Source organism: Hominenteromicrobium mulieris (genome assembly GCF_046197855.1).
Lineage (GTDB): Bacteria > Bacillota > Clostridia > Oscillospirales > Acutalibacteraceae > Hominenteromicrobium > Hominenteromicrobium mulieris.
The window spans coordinates 819,249-840,250 of sequence record NZ_CP173188.1; the positions used below are offsets into that span (position 1 = coordinate 819,249).

Consider the following 21,002-nt stretch of genomic DNA (forward strand, 5'->3'; position numbering starts at 1 on the left):
GGAGCCGCTCAGGAATTATAGCGGTTCATCGCCTTGTCCGGCGCGCCGGAGAGGAGCAGCTCCACGGCGCTCGTTACGTTTTCGGAAACGGTTTTTAGCGTTTTCATCTCGTCATTTGTAAAGCGGGAGAGTACCCAGTCCGCAAGGTCCCAACCTTCGGGCTTGCTGCCTACACCGATCTTCATGCGCGGGAACAGGTCGCTGCCGCTCAGATAAATGATATTCTTCATGCCGTTGTGCCCGCCTGCACTGCCCTTTAAGCGGATGCGCATGCGCCCAACGTCAAGCGAAATGTCGTCGAATACAATCAGCGTGCGCTCCGGCGGAATGTGGAAAAAGCTCATCGCTTCCGTTACGGACTGTCCGCTCAAATTCATAAAGGTGGAGGGCTTTAAAAGTACGGCGCTCTGTCCCGCAATGGTGCCCTTGCCGTAAAGGCCCTTGAATTTCACGCGGCGCACCTCAATGTTAAAGTGCTCCGCGATGGCGTCCAGCATTAAAAAGCCGGCGTTGTGGCGTGTCATCTCATATTTCGGGCCCGGGTTGCCGAGTCCCACGATCAGCCAGTCCGCGCCGCCCGAAGTTTGATCGTTTTTAGAAAAAAGCTTCATGGAATGTTCCTTTTTACATCAATGTTTTTGTCTTCTTTTTCGCACCGCCCGTTTTCGGGAATGCCGAAAGGCACGCAGAAGCCGCACAGCCGCCGAAAGGGGGAGACCCTTCGCCGCTGCGCTTTTCTCTGCGTGTGTGTTTTTGCGGGCATGCCCGCTTTTCAAATATATTATATTATGCCACCCGCAAAAGGGTTTTGCAAGCCTATTTTGTCCGAAAACGCGGGAAAACCCGCCTTAAAAAATCGTTTTGCGGCGCAAAAATCTGTCTAAAAGAAAAATTCTGCGAAAAATTTCCGAAAACAGACGATTTCTCGAAAAAAGGTATGGAAATTCGCAAATATATTTGGTATAATAGAGTGCGGCGAAACAGTGGATAAGTTTTTTACGCCTTTTTCGCTGAAAAAAATCAGTTAATACTCGGTTTAACCGTGTAAATTTTCAAGGAGGTAGTTTCCAATGAGCAAAAAGTATGTCTATTTGTTCACAGAAGGCAACGCGAGCATGCGCGAGCTTCTCGGCGGTAAGGGCGCAAACCTTGCTGAGATGACGAACCTCGGCCTGCCCGTTCCGCAGGGCTTCACCATTTCCACCGAAGCCTGCACCCAGTATTACGAAGACGGCCGCCGCATCAACGATGAGATCCAGGCTGAAATTATGGAGTACATTGAAAAGATGGAGCAGATCACCGGCAAGAAGTTCGGCGATCAGGAGAACCCGCTTCTCGTTTCCGTCCGTTCCGGTGCACGCGCATCCATGCCTGGCATGATGGATACCATCCTCAACCTCGGCCTCAACGAGGACGTTGTTGAAGTTATGGCTAAGAAGTCCGGCAACCCGCGCTGGGCTTATGACTGCTACAGAAGATTTATCCAGATGTATTCCGACGTCGTTATGGAAGTCGGCAAGAAGTACTTCGAGCAGCTCATCGACGCGATGAAGGTTAAGAAGGGCGTAACGCAGGACGTTGAGCTGACCGCTGACGACCTGAAGGAGCTCGCAAATCAGTTTAAGGCTGAGTATAAGGAAAAGATCGGCGAGGACTTCCCGTACGATCCGAAGGAACAGCTCATGGGCGCTATCAAGGCTGTTTTCCGTTCCTGGGACAACCCGCGTGCAAACGTCTACCGCCGCGACAACGATATCCCGTATTCCTGGGGTACCGCTGTTAACGTGCAGATGATGGCATTCGGCAACATGGGCGAGACCTCCGGCACCGGCGTTGCGTTTACCCGTAACCCGTCCACCGGCGAAAAGGTTCTCACCGGTGAGTTCCTCATGAACGCACAGGGCGAAGACGTTGTTGCAGGTGTCCGCACCCCGCAGCACATTGACCAGCTCAAGGAAGTCATGCCGGAAGTTTACGAGCAGTTCGTAGGCATCTGCAACACCCTTGAAAATCATTACAGAGACATGCAGGACATGGAGTTCACCATCGAGGACAAGCACCTCTACATGCTCCAGACCCGTAACGGCAAGAGAACGCCGGCTGCTGCTCTGAAGATCGCTTGCGACCTCATCGACGAAGGCATGATCGACGAGAAGCAGGCTGTTCTTATGATCGAGCCGAGAAACCTCGATGCTCTGCTGCACCCGCAGTTCGACGTTAAGGCTCTTAAGGCTGCTACCCCGGTCGCTAAGGCTCTGGCTGCATCTCCCGGTGCTGCTTGCGGCAAGATTGTCTTCACCGCTGAAGATGCAAAGGTTTGGAACGAGAAGGGCGAAAAGGTCGTCCTCGTTCGCCTTGAGACCTCCCCGGAGGACATCGAAGGCATGAAGGCTGCACAGGGCATCCTCACCGTTCGCGGCGGCATGACCTCCCACGCAGCTGTTGTTGCGCGTGGCATGGGCACCTGCTGTGTTTCCGGTTGCTCCGCTATCACCATGGATGAAGAGAACAAGAAGTTCGAGCTCGCCGGTAAGACCTACCACGAGGGCGACTGCATCTCCATCGATGGCTCCACCGGCAACATCTATGACGGCCTCATCCCGACCGTTCCGGCTTCCGTCAATTCCGGTGATTTCGGCCGTATTATGGGTCTCGCGGACAAGTTCCGTCAGATGAAGGTTCGTACGAATGCCGATACCCCGCAGAACGCTATCGATGCAAAGCGCCTCGGCGCAGAAGGCATCGGCCTCTGCCGTACCGAGCACATGTTCTTCGATCCGGACAGAATCGCAGCTATCCGCGAGATGATCTGCGCTGACACCGTCGAAGGCAGAAAAACTGCCCTTGCTAAGCTCGAGCCGATGCAGCAGGGCGACTTTGAGAAGCTCTACGAGACCATGGAAGGCGAGCCGGTTAACATCCGTTTCCTCGATCCGCCGCTGCATGAGTTCGTTCCGACCGAAGAAGCTGACATCGAGCTGCTGGCTAAGTCCACCGGCAAGACTGTCGAGCAGGTTAAGGCAATCATCGCCGGCCTCCACGAGTTCAACCCGATGATGGGTCACCGTGGCTGCCGTCTGGCTGTCACCTATCCGGAAATCGCAGAGATGCAGACCTCCGCAGTTATCAAGGCTGCGCTGAATGTCTCCGCTAAGCACCCGGATTGGAACATCGTTCCGGAAATCATGATCCCGCTCGTTGGCGAAGTCAAGGAGCTGGCATACGTTAAGGGCGTTGTCACTGCAACGGCTGATAAGCTCATCGCAGAGGCAGGCTCTTCCATGACCTACAAGGTCGGCACCATGATCGAGATCCCGAGAGCTGCTCTGACGGCTGACGAGATCGCGAAGGAAGCAGAGTACTTCTCCTTCGGTACGAACGACCTTACTCAGATGACCTTCGGCTTCAGCCGTGACGACGCAGGCAAGTTCCTCGGCGCTTACTATGATAAGAAGATCTACGAGAACGATCCGTTCGCAAAGCTCGACCAGATTGGCGTAGGCAAGCTCGTTAAGATGGCTTGCGAGCTCGGTAAGTCCACCCGCCCGGACATCAAGCTTGGTATCTGCGGCGAGCACGGCGGCGACCCGACTTCCGTCGAGTTCTGCCACAACGTTGGCCTCACCTACGTTTCCTGCTCTCCGTTCCGTGTACCGATCGCTCGTCTTGCTGCGGCGCAGGCTGCCATCCGCAATCCGCGCCAGTAAAAAGTTGACGCAGTAGCGTAGGCAAAACAACCGATATAAATACGGTCACACAGTCCATTTGGATTGTGTGACCGTTATTTTTTTGCCCATTTTCAGTTAAATACACCGCAAATCAAGCCGCTGGTTTCACTACGAAATCAGCGGTTTTTTTCATTCCCAAAAAATTTTTTGAAATTTTTTCGTTTAGGGGGTCTATAAATGAGCCTTCTCGCTGCCTACCTATTGAGGGACAAAACGAATTCCCTCGTGAACCTTGAAAACCGAATACACATTCAACAGGTACATTCCTGATTGGGGGCGAAAGCCCCAGCCGGATGAAGGTGCGCCACGAACTTCCTGCCCATAAGGGTTATCACGGAAAGCGTGGATAAGCGTGAAAACGAAATCGTCGGCAATTCGCGAGCTTTTCGAGGAGCTTGGCGTGCACGCGAAAGCGGAAGACTTTGTGTACTGCGGCACGCGCCGCGTGGTGTATGACGGCGAGTTTTGCGGCAAGCTGTTTCACGACCGTCAGGTCTCGAAGGTGTTCTACCTTTGGTTCGACGCAGATGAAAGCGCTTTTAACATCGACCCCGCCGAGGTAGACCATGTTTTATGGATGAATTTAGATGCGTGCATCGACGGTGTGCGGCATAACACGTTTCCGCACTGCATCGAAATGGACGAGCTTGAAATTTTATGCAGCGGCTTAAAGGTCGATTTTGCATAAGTTTTTTACCGCGTAATGACCTGCACCGTGGTATCGGCATAGTCGGAAAGCAGGGAAAAATCCTCTTTCAGTCCGTCCGTAATGTAGACCGTGCCGTCCGCTGCAATGAAAATCGCTTCAAAGTCGCTGCTTTCTGCCCAGAGAGCAGCGGCTTTTTCTAAGCCCATCACAAAAAGCGAGGTGGAAAGCCCGTCGCACACCGCGCCGTCCTCGCCGATGACCGTCACGGCAAGCAGGCCGCTGTCTGCCGGACGTCCGGTCTTCGGATCCATAATGTGCCAATAGGTCTTGCCGCCCTGTTCAAAATAACGTTCGTATCCGCCGGATGTGACAACGGCTTTGTCGCGCACGGAGACCACCATCATGGGCTCTTTATTGTGAGGGTTTTTCACGGCAATTTGCCATGCGCCGCCGTCCGGCTTGCTGCCGATGGTCTGCACGTTGCCTCCGAGATTCAAAAGTGCGGAGGTGACGCCCTTTTCGCGCAGAAGTTCCGCTGCCTGTTGACCGGCATAGCCCTTTGCAATGCTGCCGAGGTCGATTTCCATGCCTGCAGGCAAGATCACTTCGCCGGTGACTTCATCGTACTGCACATTCGTGTAATCGACCAGCGGCAAAAGGGAGGTGAGCTCCTCCTCGCTCGGCACCTTGTAGCTGCCGGTCGTAAAGCCCCATGCGCGCACAATGGGGTAAACGGAAATATCCAGTGTGCCGTTTGTGCGGCTGCACATCGCAAGTGCCTTTCCCATCAGGTCGGCGGTGCTGCCCGTAACGGTACCAGAGCCGTTTTGGTTGATCTGCGCGATCTCGCTTGTGTCTTTCGTCACAGAAAGCTCGTCTTCAAGACTGTTTATCAGCGCCTCCGCGTCGTCAACGAGCGAAGCGCTGCTGTATACGGTAAATTCCATGGTGGTGTTCATGGCGTAGAATGTCTTTTTTTCGGCTTGTGGCGTGCGGGAACACCCCGTGCACAGTGCAAAAATCAGCACAAAACAGCCAAAAACGGATAAAACTTTCTGCATAGTGGTCTCCTTTTGAGAAAAAATCATAGAATATTAAAAATAGATGACAGATATTTAAAAAATGAATACCGTTTCCGGTTGACAACAAAGGAAATTTTTGGTAGCATACTGTGTGGAGGTTAGTACTATCTAACTTTATATACACCGTAAGAGCAGAGAACGTAATCCTTCGTGTGAGGGATTGAAAGCCTTTTGCGGCGCATAAAGCTTGGGGTGCTTACACTGTTTTTTTTTCAGTGTAAGTTAGACGTATCTAGCCCACGCGCAGCATTATACCACGGAAAAGCGCACCTTTCAACCATTTTAAGAGATTTTGTTGAAAGCTGTCCGTGGAAATATCCGAAGCGGCGGAGAAACCGCAAAAAATGAAGGAGGCAGCATGAGAAACATTTACAAAAAAGCAGCGTCTTTGCTTTTGGTGACAATGATCCTCTTATCCATGGTCGTGACCGGCGCAGTGGCAGAGGCAGCAGCACCGACAGAAGTGAAAAGCTGCGAAAAAAGCGGATTTTATACAACCGTTTTGAATTTTGAATTCAGCGATACCACATGGCTGGATGCAGTGAACGGCGTTACCGTAAACGGTAAAGCGTTCACAGGTCAGACGATCAGCAGCTTTTCAAGCGATACCGGCATTTGGTGTGTCGGTAATGCAACGGGTGCATACGGCAGCTATAAAGCCTTACAACTTGCCATTGAGAACGACGCTTCGTTCCCGCTGACCGTTGAAGTTACGGCTGCAGGCTACAACAAGCTGACGATGGAAGTCGCAAAGGCAACGGTCAGCTATAACGATGTCTACACCGCGACCGTAAAGATTTCGGAGACCGAGCCGACCACTCCCCCAACGGAGCCGACCAAGGAGCCGACGCCGGTAGAGGATACGGATCCGCCGACGAGCTTTACGGCAAGTTCTAATTTTGGAAGCGACTTCAATTTAACATTCAGCGGTGCGTATGATTGGTTGAATTCGATCACCGCCGTTCAAGTAAACGGCACTGCATGGGAAAAGGCATCGTCTTCCTTTGGTGTGAGCAGAAATAGCAATTATTATGTCAGACCCGGTAACGAATACGAAGACGGCTATCTTTACATCGGTGAAGGCTTTGATACAAATCCCGCGACCTGCATTATCACCGCAAAGGGATATAAGCCGTTAACGCTTACGTTGGATAAGTCAAACTACAAGGTCACCATCGGTGCAGTGGAAGAAACCACCTACAAGGCTTACGTAGCGAAGGCCGAAAACGGAAGCGTCTCTTTGAGCGCTTCCGAGGTCATCAAAAAGGGCGAGACAGTTACAGTTACCGTCACCCCGAATGTGGACTATGAGCTTGATACACTAACCGTAAAGACGGAAAGCAAAGAAGTGGAGACCAAAAAAGTTTCCGAAACTTCCTACACCTTCGCGATGCCGGCTGCAAACGTAACCGTTACGGCAAAGTTCAAGGCATCCGCACTGAAAGTTGTAGATATCGACAAGGTCACGCTTACGAAAGATACTTTCGGAAACGATTGGCATATCAACTTCTCCGAGCCGAGCGATTATGTGGAAAACGTTACCGGTTTTAAGGTGAATGGCATTTCTTGGGAAGAAAAGTCGTATAACGTTTCCTCCGGCGGCGCATACAGAAAGTATGCGGATGATAACTACATCCAGATTGCGCAAAAGAGCTACTCGGCTTCCGAAAATAAAGTACCTGTCAGAAGCGGCGATGTCATCACCATTTCCGCAAAGGGCTATGAAGATCTGAACCTCAAGTTCGTTGTAGATAAGGACGGCAAGGCGTCTCTCGTGGCAGACGACGGCAAAGGCGACCCGCTTGAACTGCACGTAAAGATCGAGGGCTCGTTTGAAGCCGCCATCGTCGGCCAGAAAGATTATGACGGCGTTTCCGGCGCAAGCACGGGCGGTTCCACATCGAACAACAACAGCAACGTTACCGTTTACGGTGCACTGGTTGAAAAAGACAAAGAGCCGACCGACGACGATTGGCAAAAGCTTGATAATAACTCCGAAATCAATCTCAACGGCAGCAAGTGCAAGGTCAGCATCGTGCCGGATGTCGAAAGCGGCACCGCGGAAGACGCAGACAGTGGTATGAGCGGCGTTTATATGTCCATCAGCAGTGACCTTACGCTAAGCGGCACACCGAAGGACGCAGGCAAATACCTCGTCTCGGTTTCCATCGAAGACAATCAGGGTAGAAAAGCGACCAGCAACACGCTGCCCTTTATGATCTACACCGGCGAAGAAACGCTCGCCGAGCAGATCAAGATCGAAAACCTCAAGCAGTATGCAAACGGCCTGTATGCTTGGGATATCATGGAGCCGTGGGCCATCAAGAACTTCGGCAGCAATGTGGACGGTGAAGAAGAAAGCGTCCGTGTACCGGCTGACCTCGAAGTCTGGTTCGGCTCGCATGAGAGCGGCACATACGGCTACCTCGGCTATGACCTTGCTTGGGACGAGGTAGAAGCGGGCAACATTCCGCAGACACTGTACATCCCGGCCGGCTGCAACTTGACGCTCACCAACATGAAAATTCTCAGCAGCGTGCGCATCGTCGTCGAAGACGGCGGCAAATTAACACTGGACGATTCCGTTGTGCAGGGCATCATCGACGTTCAGGGCGGCGGTACGTTCTCCATGAATTACAGTGCTTACAGCGGCGACTTCAAGACGGGCGCTTCCGTTTGCGGCCAGATCCGCCTTGCAGACGGCGCAATTTTGGAAAACGCAGCGATCTATTCCCATGCTAACTACCTTGCAAACGGCGATTTAACAGGCCGCACCACGTCCGAGCCGGTCGTTGTCACAAACGGCAATGTGGCCGTCAAGGGGCAGGTCTTCATTGAAGGCGATGATGCCGGCAATGAGATTGGCCAGACCGCTCTGCAGGTCAACGGCACCCTGACGCTTGCAGACGGCGCAACGCTCGTTGCATACGGCGGCGGTGGTATGACCTATTTTGCAGGCGGCACTGCAATCGATTTGAACGGTACTATCACCGGCAACGGTAAGCTTGTTGCCATCGGCGGTGCACCGCTCTTCGGTGACGGTGGCACGGCAATTTCCGGCAGCGGCACCATCTCCACAAGCGAAACCTTCCTTCAGGGCGGCACGGCATTTACAAGCCGGGATGCAAAGCCCGGCAAGGCGCTGAACGGCGACATTACGCTCACAAGCCAAAGTCGCCATGTAAAAGACGGCACACTGGAAGAAACCGGTACGGACGATCCGCTCAAGGCGCTCTACTGGAATACCGGCATTGAGCTTATCCCGCCGCTCGATATGTTTACCACCGAGCAGCATACGGATGCCGTAACGGATACAACTGTGTGGAAGTTCGACGAGAACACCCACTGGAACCCGTGCGACGACGTGACCTGCAGCGTACATGTAAACGAAGCGGCACACACCTTCGTTTGGGTCAATGACGAAGCGGAAAGCGACATCAGCACTCGGAGCATAGAAGCCAGAACAAAGCACGAGGAGTGCACCGTTTGCGGCTATACGCGCAATGAAAACACACCCATCACGCCCGATCCGGTCGTGACTCCGGAGCCGTCTGCCAAACCTACGGCGGAACCGACCACGGCACCTACGACAGAGCCATCGGTTACCCCGGCACCCACAACGGAACCCACAGCAACACCGGCACCGACCACAGAGCCGACCACAACGCCTGCGCCTACGGCAGCGCCGAGCGCAGCGGCTACCGTTACCCCGGTTCCAAACAATAACAACGGATCAAATACCCCGAAAACCGGCAGCGATTACATTGCCGTCATCTTCAGTATTTCCCTCCTCACCGTTTCCGGCGCAGCCATTGCCGCACTTGTGTTTTTGAGTAAAAAGCGAGGTAAGCACGTCGCAAAGTAAACTCGTTTTTTACGAAACAGAAAATATTTTCTCCCTGATAAACACGCCCCGGTGGACAATTTCCAGTCCGCATGGGCGTGTTGCTCATTCTTTTACAAAAGCAAGACCGAAGCAGCACCTGACGCTGCTGCGCCTGTACTTGATGCGGTCCAGTACTATAAGGATCACAAAGATCTCGGAGCACGTGGATGTGCAGAAAATCTCGGCATCGGATACGAAGCCATTCGTCACAGTAGAACGAAAAACGGTGCCGGGAGTTTGTGTCGGGAATTGGTTTACCATTGACCAGCGCCGCTTTGCACTTGTTCACTTTTTCCTTGGCCTCCCGATAAGTCTTGCCGTAGCAGAAGCCATACTCAATTTTTTCGGAAGCTCGTATCCTTTGATATAGCGCGCTTCCCATCTGCCGTTCTTGCGTTTGAAAATATTTTCACCTTTTGCCATCTTAAGAACCTCCTGATTTTAAAAAAATTGTGTTAACTTACATTCTACCAACAGCACCAAGCTGGTTCAGACTGCGCATTTGACTGCGATAAACCGTCAGCCAAACGTGTCAGCAGCAGGAATCGGGCACATAATTTCAGTTTCACACCCGCGCCCCGATGCGTTCTGAAATGACCCCAAAAAGTCTGGAAAGGGAGACACCGGAGAAATTCGGTGTTTTTCGCATTTTGTGGGAAAATTGTGTAAAGTTTTCTTTACTTCTCTGAGTTAAAGTAGTATACTAATACGTATATATTCGAAAAGTGCGGCAGTTTGGCTTTTTGGGTATAGCAGGTATTTTACGGAGGAGTGTATAGGACTATGGAGAAAAAAACAAGCAATTTTTCCGGGCAGCTCGGCTTTGTGCTGGCGGCGGCCGGCAGCGCGGTGGGCGTGGGCAATTTGTGGCGCTTTCCGTACCTTGCGGCAAAGGACGGCGGCGGACTGTTCCTCATCATTTATCTGGTGTTGGTGCTGACGTTCGGCTTTACGCTGCTGACTTCCGACATTGCGATTGGCAGAAAGACGCAGAAAAGTGCCATCGGCGCATATGAGGAGATGCACCCGAAGTGGAAGTTCCTTGGTGTGCTGACGTTTTTGGTTCCGGTGCTCATCATGACGTATTATGCGGTCATCGGCGGCTGGATCACGAAGTACGCGTGCGTGTATCTGACGGGGCAGGCTTCGAGCGCGGCGCAGGACGACTACTTTACGTCGTTTATCACGTCGCCGGTGTCGCCTGTGGTGTTCGGCCTGCTGTTTATGGCGGTAACAGCGTTCATTGTGTATAAGGGCGTTGAGGGCGGCATTGAGAAGGTATCGAAATTCATGATGCCGGTGCTGCTGGTTCTTGTTGTTATTATTGCGATTTACTCGCTGACGTTAAAGCACGAGGACGCGGACGGCAACGTGCGCACGGGTTTACAGGGCTTCCTCTACTACATCACCCCGCACTTTGAGGGGCTGACCGTGGAGCGCTTTTTGCAGATTTTGCTCGATGCAATGAGCCAGCTGTTCTTCTCGCTGAGCGTTTCGATGGGCATTATGATCACCTACGGCTCGTATGTGAAGCCGGAGGTTGACCTCAACAAATCCGTTTCGCAGGTCGAGTTTTTCGACACCGGCGTGGCGCTGCTTGCAGGCGTGATGATCATTCCGGCGGTATTCGTGTTCTCCGGCACGGACGGCATGGGCGTAGGCCCGAGCCTGATGTTTGTGTCTTTGCCTAAGGTGTTTGACGCGATGGGCCCGGCGGGCACGGTGGTCGGTGTGCTGTTCTTCATCTCCGCAATTTTTGCGACGCTGACTTCCTGCATTTCGGTTTTGGAGTCTATCGTTGCGAACTGTATGGAGATCTTCCACACGGACAGAAAGAAGACGACGCTTGTGCTGGCGCTGATTTACCTCGCAGCTTCCGCGGTGATCGCGCTCGGGTATAGCGTGTTCTACTTCAACGTGACGCTGCCGAACGGCTCGAGCGCGCAGCTTCTGGACATTATGGACTATGTCAGCAACAGCGTTATGATGCCGTTGATCGCGTTGCTTTCCACCATTTTGATCGGCTGGGTGAAATCGCCGAAATATGTGGCGGACGAGATGGAGCGCGGAGGGTATAAGTTCCGCCGCAAGCGTATGTATTACGTGATGATCCGCTACGTAGCGCCTGTGATGATGCTGGTGCTGTTCTTACAGTCTACGGGCTTGCTTTCGATGATATTTAAGTAAATTTATTGGTGAATTTCCGCGTGAGCGGTTTAAGGCAGTGCCGTGCGGAGTTTTGCGGCGCTGCTTTGCTATTTTAAAAATGAAAGGTGATACTTATGAAATTTCCCGAAATGCTGACCGGTGTGCAGCACATCGGCGTGCCGACGAACGATTTGGAAAAGACCGTTGCGTTTTACGAGACCATCGGTTTTCAGCCGGTTTTAGAGACCGTAAACGAGGCGGCGAACGAGCGCGTGACGTTTTTGCAGCTCAAAAATTTAGTCATTGAGACGTATGAGAACCACGCGGCGGTGGGGAAGCCCGGCGCCATCGACCACATTGCGCTCGACACGACAGATGTTGAAGCGGCGTTCGCAGCGGCGAAGGAAGCGGGGCTTACGATGCTCGACGACGAGATTCACGGGCTGCCGTTTTGGGCGAACGGCGTGAAGTTTTTCACCGTGGAAGGTCCGAACGGTGAAAAAGTGGAGTTCTGTCAGAAATTGTAAGCGATAATTAGAATATAGAATTTCGGCGGCTGAATTGCGTTTTCGGATGCAGTTCGGCCGCCTTTTTTGCTGCCCGAAGAGGGTTGCTTTTAAGCGGTATTCCCTTTGAAATATAAAAACGCCCCATTTCTTAAACAGTATACCATACTGTCCAACAAATGGGGTGCAGTTCATTTGAGGCGTGCTTCCTTTTTGATCATTCACTTTTCGGCGGCGAGGATCATTTTTTCGAGCTCTTTGGCGGCGACGCTCAGGGGTTGGCCTTTCCGTTTGATGACGACGACGTTTCTTTCCGGTATTTTCTCTTCCAAATCGATGCGACAGACATTTGACCATTTTTCCAAGAATTCTTCCGGCACGAACCCGATGCCGAGGTCGGCTTCGACCATGGGCAAAATTTGGTCGGCGGTGAACGCTTCGATATCCGGGTGGTACGGCAGGCCATGCGCGGCGAAGAACCCGGAATAGAACTCGAACGATTTGGTATCGGCGCCGAGCGAGATGAGCGGGAATTCTAAGAGCTCCTCAAGCTTTACTTGGCGGTTTGTGAGCGTTTCGAAAAACGGTGAACATACGGCATACTCGTGGATGGGCCGGACAGGTGTTTCGGTGAGCGAGGCGGACGGTGCGGTGGGGGTGGTGACGACGGCAATATCCGCTGTGCCCTCTTTTAACGCGGCGATAGCCTGCGGCGTGGAGTGGTTGCTGATGCGGATATGGATGCCGGGGTGGAGAAGGCGGAATTCTTTGAGCACGGGCAGCAGCAGGCAGCGCAGCGCGACCTCGCTTGCGGCGACGTACACGGTGCCGGTTTGCAGCGTGCGACTCTCGGTGATCTCCGCTTCGCCGGCTTCGATATGCTCGAACGCGATGCGCACGTGGGCGTACAAGCGCTCGCCCTCCGGCGTCAATTTCATGCCGCGGTTTGTGCGCAGAAACAGTGGACACCCGAGTTCGCCTTCCAGGTTTTTGATGGCGCGCGTCATGTTCGGCTGGTTATTTAAAAGCTGTTTTGCGGCCTGCGAGAGGTTACCGTATTTTGCAACGTAATAAAAAATTCGATAGTAATCATAACTGATGTACATGTTGGCCCTGTTCCCCTTGCTATATCATAACGATATTTTAGATATATGGATTATAGATTTTACACATGAATATAAGAGTATTATAATGGTAATGCTGTGGGAAGTCAAGATGATTTCGCGCAGATTTTGTGCTGAAAAGCGTAGATAAAAAGCGGCGTTTCAAGGTTTTGTGCGCCAAACGAAGAAGGTATAAAATGGAAGCGGTAGTTTTTGAAATCATTATGGGTATTTTCTTTGACGCAGGTATGCTGGCAATGGTGGTGCATGCAGCGCAGCACATCGGCGAGGATACCGGTCGCGTTCGCTTTACGGCGGCTGTATTTGCGATTGGCTTTTTCCTTGGGATGATTGCAAAATGCGTTGTGGGCGGCAGCTACATTGCGCTCGCCCTGTATGCGCTAGGCTTTGTGCTCTCGTACACGGCGGTCGTTTTCACTGTGCCGGAAAAGGAGCACGCCTATGAAGGTCGCTGAGCCGTTTCATCTGCACGGACAGATGTCCGACAGCTTCCGCGCGGCAGTGTTCATCATTCTCTCCGGCGGATTTCAGGACGCATATACCTACTTTTGTCGCGGCGAGGTTTTTGCCAACGCGCAGACGGGCAACATTGTTTTTTTGAGCACGGCGCTGTTCCAGAAGGACTGGCCGAACGTGGTGAAGTACCTTATCCCGGTGGTATCGTTTTTGATCGGTACAGCGGCCGCGGAGCTGATACACATTCGTTTTAAGACGTATGAGAAAATCCACTGGCGGCAGATCATTTTGTTCTGCGAGATCGTGTTTTTGCTTGTCGTCGGCTTTTTGCCGGCATACTTTGAACCGCTTGCGAACGCGATGGTCTCGTTTGTATGTGCCATGCAGGTGCAGACGTTCCACAAGGTGCGCGGCCACGCGTATGCAAGCACGATGTGCATCGGCAACATGCGCTCCGGCACCGAGGCACTGTGCGCGTATTTCAGAACGCGGGATAAAGAGATTTTGCAGAAATCGCTGACGTATTTCGGTGTTATTTTTGTGTTCGGCATCGGCGCCGGCCTTGGCAGCCTGATGAGTGGCCTGCTTGGGACAAAGGCCATTTGGTGTTGCTGTGTGTCTTTGCTCGTTAGTTTTGTAATGATGTTTGTCCCCGAAAAAAACGGATAACCCATCTTCTGCGTTTTCCCCTTGCAGAGAAGTTATAACCCCACCGTGCCATACGGGCCCTGAAAGCTCCCGTGTGGTGCGGTGGGATTTTTATAAGTAAAAATCCTGTTAGGTCGTGTATGATTTGGTAGGATGCAGTGAATCGCGGAAACGGTTCGGGGATTTGTCAAGCGGTGGATTGGAATCGAGCATAGCAAAAGAGCTGTCTCTTTAGAGACAGCTCTTTTTTGGTGGAAACGCGCGGGCTCGAACCGCGGACCTCCTGCGTGTGAAGCAGGCACTCTAACCAGCTGAGCTACGCTTCCATATCAACTGTATTATGTATTCTACCACAGAAAATGGGATTTGTCAAACGCTAATTTGGGGATGACGTGATTTTTGCGGAGGGATTTACAGAAAGTTTCAGTAAACTTTCCTTTTTCCGACACTGTATTTAACGTGGGGGCAGTATACTGAAAACACAGAATACACGGGGAACGCCGCAAGTGGGCTGAAATGCGGCGGAGAAGCTTGCCTTTATGTGGGTTTTATCGGTGATTAGTTATTGAAACTATACAAACCGAAGTGAGTTTTCATGGATTATTGTTAGAAATTAGCTAAAAACCCTTGAACTTTTTTCTTGTTGTGGTATTATTAGTATAAACATTGGTGCAGAGCGTCTTTTATTAAATTGAACGGCACGGAAAATAGGAAAATAAGACGCTGTGCGGCAAAAAATTCGGACGGACTGCGGGTGCAAAAATGAGAATGGCATGCACCGCCGGCGTTTGCCGGATTGTTCCGAATGGAAAGGACAGGACGTATGAGTGAGATGATAAACAAAACGGCGCCGGAAGGCAATGTTCCGCTTTATTTGTTCCGCAGCGGCAAAAACAGCCATTCCTACGAATACATGGGTGTGCACAACACGGTGAAGGACGGGAAGGCATGCACCGTGTGCCGCGTATGGGCGCCGAACGCGCAGGCAGTTGCCATTACCGGTGATTTCTGTGAATGGGATCCGGAAAAGTATCCGCTTACAAAGATCGACGACGCGGTTTGGGAGGGCTATACGGACGAACCCTTAAAGGAATTTGACGCGTATAAGCTCGTCATTACGGCGGAGGACGGCACGGTGACGTATAAGGCCGACCCGTATGCGTTCCACGCAGAGACACGCCCGGGCACGGCTTCCCGCTACTACGACATTTCGGGGTACAAGTGGAACGACAGCCGCTGGTTTGAGCACAAGAAAAAATACCCGCATTATAACCAGCCGGTGAACATCTACGAGATGCACGCGGGCTCCTGGCGCAAATATGCGGACGGCAGCGTGTTCTCTTACGACAAGCTCGGTGACGAGCTGATCCCGTATGTGCAGGAAATGGGCTTTACGCACATTGAGTTGATGCCGTTGACGGAGTACCCGTTCGACGCTTCCTGGGGCTATCAGGTGACGGGCTACTTTGCGCCGACCTCCCGCTACGGCACGCCGAAGGACTTTATGCGCTTTATCGACCGCTGCCACCAAGCGGGCATCGGCGTGATTATGGACTGGGTGCCGGGACACTTCCCGCGCGACGAGGCCGGCCTTGCGAAATTTGACGGCATGCCGTGCTATGAATATGCAGACCCGAGAAAAGGCGAGCACAAGGAGTGGGGCACGCTGGTGTTTGACTACGGCCGCACGGAAGTCATCAGCTTTTTGATGAGCAGCGCACTGTTCTGGGTGAAGGAATACCACATTGACGGCCTGCGCGTGGACGCTGTGGCCTCAATGCTGTACCTTGACTACAACCGCAAGGACGGCGAGTGGATCCCGAATAAGAACGGCGGCAAGGAAAATCTGGAGGCCATTGCGTTCTTACAAAGACTGAACGAGGCGATTTTCGCCGAGGTGCCGGAGGTCATGATGATTGCCGAAGAAAGCACCGCGTGGCCGATGGTGACGAAGCCGACTTACATGGGCGGTCTCGGATTCAATTATAAATGGAACATGGGCTGGATGAACGACATGTTGCGCTACATGTCTTTGGATCCGCTATTTAGAAAAGGCAACCACAACAGCCTGACGTTCTCGTTCTTCTATGCGTTCTCCGAGAATTTCATTTTGCCGATCTCGCACGATGAGGTCGTTTACGGCAAGGGTTCTCTCTATAATAAGATGCCGGGCACGCCGGAGGAAAAGGCTGCAGGCGCACGCTGCTTTGCGACCTACATGATGGCACACCCGGGCAAAAAATTGCAGTTTATGGGCACGGAGTTCTCGCAGCACGACGAGTGGAACTTTAACGAAGAACTCGAGTGGAATTTGCTGCAATACCCTGAGCACCAGATGGCGCAGACGTTCTTTAAAAAGCTCAACGCGTTCTACCTCGGCCGTTCCGAGCTGTGGGAGATCGATTTCTCGTGGGAGGGCTTCTCGTGGATCTCGAACGACGACGACAGCCAGAGCGTCATTGCGTTCCGCCGCTTTGACCGCGAAGGCAACGAGCTGATTGCCGTGTGCAATTTCCTGCCGGTCCGCCGCGAGAATTACTGCATCGGCGTGCCGTACGCGGGCGTTTACGAAGAGGTGTTTACCTCCGACGCTGCGGAGTTTGGCGGCACGGGCTTTACGAACGGCAACAACATACGCACCGTGGATGAAGCGATGCACGGCTTTGAGCAGAGCATTTCGCTGACGCTGCCGGAGAACACGGTATTCTTCCTGCGCTGCAAGCGCAAGGCGGCAAAGAAGCCCGCTGCGAAGACGACAAAGACGACGGCAAAGAAGCCCGCGGCCAAAAAGGCAGCCGGCACAAAAGCCGCAAAGAAAAAAGCCTGATTCATTTTACATGAAACAATATACGGGCGGCGGCAAAATGCCGGAACGCTCGAAATCTACCAGAGAGGGGATCATCAGTCATGTTACCTAAGCAAGAAGTAGTTGCAATGCTGCTGGCAGGCGGCCGTGGCAGCCGTCTCGGTGTTCTTACCAAGAACCTCGCAAAGCCGGCTGTTCCGTTTGGAGGCAAGTACCGTATTATCGACTTTCCGCTTTCCAACTGTGTGAACTCCGGCATTGAGACCGTGGGTGTTCTGACACAGTATCAGCCGCTCGAGCTGAACGAATACATCGGTTCCGGCCAGCCGTGGGATCTCGACAGTATGAACGCCGGCGTACATATTTTGCAGCCGTACGAGCAGAGCAGCGGCTCTGACTGGTACAAGGGCACGGCAAATGCCATTTACCAGAATATACCGTTTATTGAGCGCTACAACCCGGATTACGTGGTTGTGCTGAGCGGCGACCACATCTACAAGATGGATTACTCCAAGATGATTGCGTATCACAAGGAGCACGATGCGGCCTGCACCATCGCCGTTTACGAAGTGCCGATGGAGGAGGCTTCCCGCTTCGGTATTCTGAACACGAACCCGGACGGCTCTATTTACGAATTTGACGAGAAGCCGGCTGTGCCGAAGAGCAACAAGGCTTCCATGGGCATTTACGTCTTCTCCTGGAAGAAGCTGCGCGCGTATCTGGAGGCGGACGAGAAGGACCCGAATTCCTCGAATGACTTCGGTAAGGATGTGCTGCCCACCATGCTGAACGCAGGCGAGCGTATGTTTGCGTACCGCTTTGAGGGCTACTGGAAGGACGTCGGCACGATTGACAGCCTGTGGGAATCCAATATGGACCTTTTGAACCCGAAGGCCGGTCTTGACCTTTCCCGCGAAGACTGGAAAATTTATTCCAGAAACCCGGTCATGCCGCCGCATTACATTGCAAAGGGCGCAAAGGTGCAGAACTCACTCGTAGCAGAGGGCTGCAACGTATACGGCAATCTTGAGTTCTCCGTATTGTTCCACGGCGTTTATGTGGCGCCGACCGCGACTGTGACGGACTCCATCGTGATGCCGGGCGCTGTGATTGAAGAAGGTGCGAAGGTGCAGTATGCGATCGTGGCGGAGAACGCTGTCATCGGCAAGAACTGCGTCATCGGTAAACGCCCGGAGGACATGGAAAACAGAGACGATTGGGGCGTGGCGGTCGTAGGCCCGGACTGCAAGCTCTCTGAGGGCACCGTTGTGGCGCCGAAGGAAATGATCGATAAGGAGGCGCAGGCATAATGTTTGGAAATAATGTTTTGGGCATCATCTTTGCCTATGCACACGAAGAAAGAGTACGCGACCTGACAGAGCTGCGCGTGATGGCTTCCGTGCCGTTCGGCGGCCGTTACCGTTTGGTTGACTTCACCCTCTCCAACATGGTGAACTCCGGCCTCAACAAGGTCGGCATCATCACGGAGGATAACTACCAGTCCTTGATGGACCACCTCGGCTCCGGCAAGGCATGGGACCTTTCGAGAAAGCGCGAGGGTCTGTACCTGCTGCCGCCGTTCGGCAAATCGACTTCGAGAACCGACGGCAAGATCGAATCGCTCGATTCCATTCGCCGCTTCCTGAAAAATTCCCTTGAGGAATATGTGATTCTCTCCGATTGCGATATGGTCTGCAATATCGATTACCGCGAGGCACTGGAGCAGCATGTGCGCCAGAACGCGGACATTACGGTCATTTACCGCCATGGTACTTCGCCGGACGTAGACCGCAACAACATCTATATGGTAGACCCTGAGAACCGCATTCGCGAGCTGCTTCTGCACCGCGGAAGCGAGCACGGTGTGAATTACGGCATCGGCATGTATATCCTTAGCCGCGAACTGCTGCTTCAGCTCGTTGAAGGATGCATGAGCCGCAACGAATATGACTTTGATAAAGATATGGTTCAGCGCGTAATTCCCGAACTGCGCGTGATGGGTTATGAATTTAAGGGCATTGCATATCAAATTTCCTCGTTTGAAGCGTACTTTAACGCTAACATGGGTTTGATGGATCCGCGCGTGCGCGCAGAGCTGTTTAATCCGAACCGCCCGATCTACACGAAGGTGCGCGATGATATGCCGGCGAAATACGGTTTGAATTCGTATGCCACCAACTGTCTTGTTGCAGACGGCTGCGTGATAGACGGTGAAGTGGAAAATTGTGTGCTGTTCCGCGGCGTGAAGATCGGCAAAGGCGCGAAGGTCCGCAACTGCGTTATCATGCAGGACACGGTCATCGGCGCGAACAGTCGGCTCGATTATGTTGTGGCGGACAAGAACGTGGAGATTGAAGAGAACCGCACGCTGATGGGCTATCAGACCTACCCGGTGTACATTGCAAAGGAAAGCAAGGTCTAAGCTGCCCCGAAAAACGAAGGAAAGGAAAGCGGTGTAATTGATATGAAAGTTTTGTTTTGTGCCAGTGAAGCGTTGCCTTTTGCCGCAACGGGCGGCCTTGCAGACGTAGCGGGTTCTTTGCCGCAGGCGCTGCGCGCACGTCTGATTGGCTGCCGCGTGGTGATGCCGCTGTATGAAAGCGTGCCGCAGGAATTGCGCGACAACATGAAGTTTTTAACAAGCATCAGTGTGCCGGTGGCTTGGCGTCGCCAGTATTGCGGTATTTTTGAGGCGAAGGTAGGCAATGTCATTTACTACCTCATCGATAACCAGTACTACTTTAAGCGCCAAGGACTTTACGGTCACTTTGACGACGCGGAGCGCTTTGCGTTCTTCTCCCGTGCCGTTTTGGAGATGCTGCCGTACATTGAATTTAAACCTGATGTGATCCACGCGAACGACTGGCAGACTGCGCTGGTGCCGATCTACTACCGTTTGTTCTATGCAAATAACGACTGGTACAGCGGCATTAAGACGCTGTTCACCATTCACAATATCCAGTATCAGGGCCAGTATGGCTTTGAGATTCTGGAAGACGTTTTCGGTATTCCGAAGAGCGAGCAGAGCTTACTCGAATACAACGATTGCGTGAACCTGATGAAGGGCGCGATTGAGAGCGCGAACTGGGTCTCTACCGTGAGCCCGACGTACGCGAAGGAAATTCTTGATCCGTGGTTCGCCCACAAGCTGGACCCGATTTTGCGCGAGCGTGCCTGGAAGCTTTCCGGCATTTTGAACGGCATTGACGTGGTGGGCTATGACCCGGCGACGGACAAGAACCTGTATGAGACGTATGACGCAAAGCACCTGGAGGGCAAAGCCGTCAACAAGGCAAAGCTGCAGGAGCGCCTCGGCCTTGCCGTTGACCCGGATGTGCCGCTCATCGGTATGGTAACGCGCCTTGTCTCCCACAAGGGCCTTGACCTTGTAAAGGGCGGCGTGGACAACATCATGACGTACTCGAACGCGCAGTTTGTGGTCCTTGGCAGCGGCGACTGGGAGTATGAGCAGTTCTTTAAAGAGATGCAGGCGAAGTATCCGGGCAGATTTGTGCTGTGCCAGGGCTTTGTGCCGGAGCTTGCGCGCAAGATCTACGGCGGCTCCGATATTTTCCTGATGCCGAGCAAGAGCGAGCCGTGCGGTCTTTCACAGATGGTGGCGCTGCGCTACGGTTCCATTCCGGTCGTACGCGAAACGGGCGGCCTGAAGGACTCCATTACGGACAGCGGCGACGGCAAGGGCAACGGCTTCACGTTCCAGACGTATGACACGCAGGATATGCTGAACTCCGTGCACCGCGCGATCTACGCGTATAACGAGAGCAAGGACGGCTGGAAGGTGCTTGTGGAGCGCGCAATGGCGTGCGACAACAGCTGGGGCCGCTCCGCAAACGATTACATTCGTTTGTATAAGCAGCTCATCAACAGCTGATCTTCTAAAACGTCTTTCGAGAAACAAGACGGCGTTTTGTACGACCGTTTGATTAGGTATTGTAGAAAATGAAAAAT

At 52.8% G+C, this 21,002-nt stretch carries 15 protein-coding genes and 1 tRNA gene; 11 read left to right on the forward strand and 5 right to left on the reverse strand.

Annotated elements, in window-relative coordinates; all coding sequences use genetic code 11:
- Positions 1-8 precede the first annotated feature (8 nt).
- Positions 9-611, reverse strand: coding sequence for an aminoacyl-tRNA hydrolase (pth, locus tag ACI0CA_RS03865; protein ID WP_308449996.1), 603 nt, complete (start codon positions 609-611; stop codon positions 9-11).
- Positions 612-1,070: 459 nt separating this feature from the next.
- On the opposite strand from pth, the gene ppdK reads away from it, so the two are divergent.
- Together ppdK and ACI0CA_RS03875 are read left to right on the forward strand one after the other, a co-directional pair.
- Positions 1,071-3,707, forward strand: a complete 2,637-nt coding sequence (ppdK, locus tag ACI0CA_RS03870) for a pyruvate, phosphate dikinase (RefSeq protein WP_308449997.1) — start codon at positions 1,071-1,073, stop codon at positions 3,705-3,707.
- 373 nt (positions 3,708-4,080) lie between these two features.
- Complete coding sequence (locus ACI0CA_RS03875; protein ID WP_308449998.1) at positions 4,081-4,416, forward strand: NUDIX domain-containing protein; 336 nt, start codon at positions 4,081-4,083, stop codon at positions 4,414-4,416.
- A gap of 5 nt (positions 4,417-4,421) precedes the next feature.
- Here the strand turns inward: ACI0CA_RS03875 and ACI0CA_RS03880 are convergent, their stop codons facing one another.
- The gene (locus ACI0CA_RS03880) at positions 4,422-5,438 is read right to left on the reverse strand and encodes an FAD:protein FMN transferase (protein WP_308449999.1); all 1,017 of its coding nucleotides are present in this window, start codon (positions 5,436-5,438) and stop codon (positions 4,422-4,424) included.
- Between the two features lie 379 nt (positions 5,439-5,817).
- Here ACI0CA_RS03880 and ACI0CA_RS03885 point away from each other — a divergent pair, with 379 nt between their 5' ends.
- On the forward strand, positions 5,818-9,324 hold the full coding sequence (locus tag ACI0CA_RS03885) for an InlB B-repeat-containing protein (RefSeq protein ID WP_446806537.1): 3,507 nt from the start codon (positions 5,818-5,820) through the stop codon (positions 9,322-9,324).
- Positions 9,325-9,630: 306 nt separating this feature from the next.
- Here ACI0CA_RS03885 and ACI0CA_RS03890 read toward each other — a convergent pair whose 3' ends face one another.
- Entirely contained in the window at positions 9,631-9,768 is a 138-nt protein-coding gene (locus ACI0CA_RS03890) for a hypothetical protein (RefSeq protein ID WP_308450001.1), read from the reverse strand.
- Between the two features lie 360 nt (positions 9,769-10,128).
- Here ACI0CA_RS03890 and ACI0CA_RS03895 point away from each other — a divergent pair, with 360 nt between their 5' ends.
- Positions 10,129-11,532 carry a sodium-dependent transporter gene (locus tag ACI0CA_RS03895; protein WP_308450002.1) on the forward strand — a complete coding sequence of 468 codons (1,404 nt, stop codon included), beginning with the start codon at positions 10,129-10,131 and terminating at the stop codon, positions 11,530-11,532.
- Positions 11,533-11,627: 95 nt separating this feature from the next.
- Positions 11,628-12,020: a VOC family protein gene (locus tag ACI0CA_RS03900; protein WP_308450003.1), complete on the forward strand. Its 393-nt coding sequence runs from the start codon at positions 11,628-11,630 to the stop codon at positions 12,018-12,020.
- A gap of 200 nt (positions 12,021-12,220) precedes the next feature.
- Here ACI0CA_RS03900 and ACI0CA_RS03905 read toward each other — a convergent pair whose 3' ends face one another.
- A complete protein-coding gene (locus ACI0CA_RS03905; protein WP_395591673.1) occupies positions 12,221-13,105 on the reverse strand; it encodes a LysR family transcriptional regulator in 885 nt (294 codons plus the stop codon).
- A 194-nt stretch (positions 13,106-13,299) separates the two neighbouring features.
- On the opposite strand from ACI0CA_RS03905, the gene ACI0CA_RS03910 reads away from it, so the two are divergent.
- Both ACI0CA_RS03910 and ACI0CA_RS03915 read left to right on the forward strand, forming a co-directional pair.
- Positions 13,300-13,578, forward strand: coding sequence for a hypothetical protein (locus tag ACI0CA_RS03910; RefSeq protein ID WP_176821081.1), 279 nt, complete (start codon positions 13,300-13,302; stop codon positions 13,576-13,578).
- Positions 13,565-14,248, forward strand: a complete 684-nt coding sequence (locus ACI0CA_RS03915; protein ID WP_308450005.1) for a YoaK family protein — start codon at positions 13,565-13,567, stop codon at positions 14,246-14,248. The genes ACI0CA_RS03910 and ACI0CA_RS03915 overlap by 14 nt, the downstream gene beginning before the upstream one ends.
- 228 nt (positions 14,249-14,476) lie before the next feature.
- On the opposite strand, the gene ACI0CA_RS03920 is transcribed toward ACI0CA_RS03915, so the two are convergent.
- Positions 14,477-14,553: transfer RNA gene (locus ACI0CA_RS03920), tRNA-Val, on the reverse strand.
- Between the two features lie 506 nt (positions 14,554-15,059).
- On the opposite strand from ACI0CA_RS03920, the gene glgB reads away from it, so the two are divergent.
- From glgB to glgA, 4 genes are all read left to right on the forward strand, one after another.
- Entirely contained in the window at positions 15,060-17,054 is a 1,995-nt protein-coding gene (gene glgB / locus ACI0CA_RS03925) for a 1,4-alpha-glucan branching protein GlgB (protein ID WP_418931887.1), read from the forward strand.
- A gap of 80 nt (positions 17,055-17,134) precedes the next feature.
- Positions 17,135-18,343: a glucose-1-phosphate adenylyltransferase gene (locus tag ACI0CA_RS03930; protein ID WP_308449058.1), complete on the forward strand. Its 1,209-nt coding sequence runs from the start codon at positions 17,135-17,137 to the stop codon at positions 18,341-18,343.
- Positions 18,343-19,455: a glucose-1-phosphate adenylyltransferase subunit GlgD gene (gene glgD, locus ACI0CA_RS03935; RefSeq protein WP_176821079.1), complete on the forward strand. Its 1,113-nt coding sequence runs from the start codon at positions 18,343-18,345 to the stop codon at positions 19,453-19,455. The genes ACI0CA_RS03930 and glgD overlap by 1 nt, the downstream gene beginning before the upstream one ends.
- 42 nt (positions 19,456-19,497) lie before the next feature.
- Positions 19,498-20,925 (forward strand): glycogen synthase GlgA, encoded by a 1,428-nt coding sequence (gene glgA / locus ACI0CA_RS03940; protein ID WP_176821078.1) that lies wholly within the window; start codon positions 19,498-19,500, stop codon positions 20,923-20,925.
- Positions 20,926-21,002 lie beyond the last annotated feature (77 nt).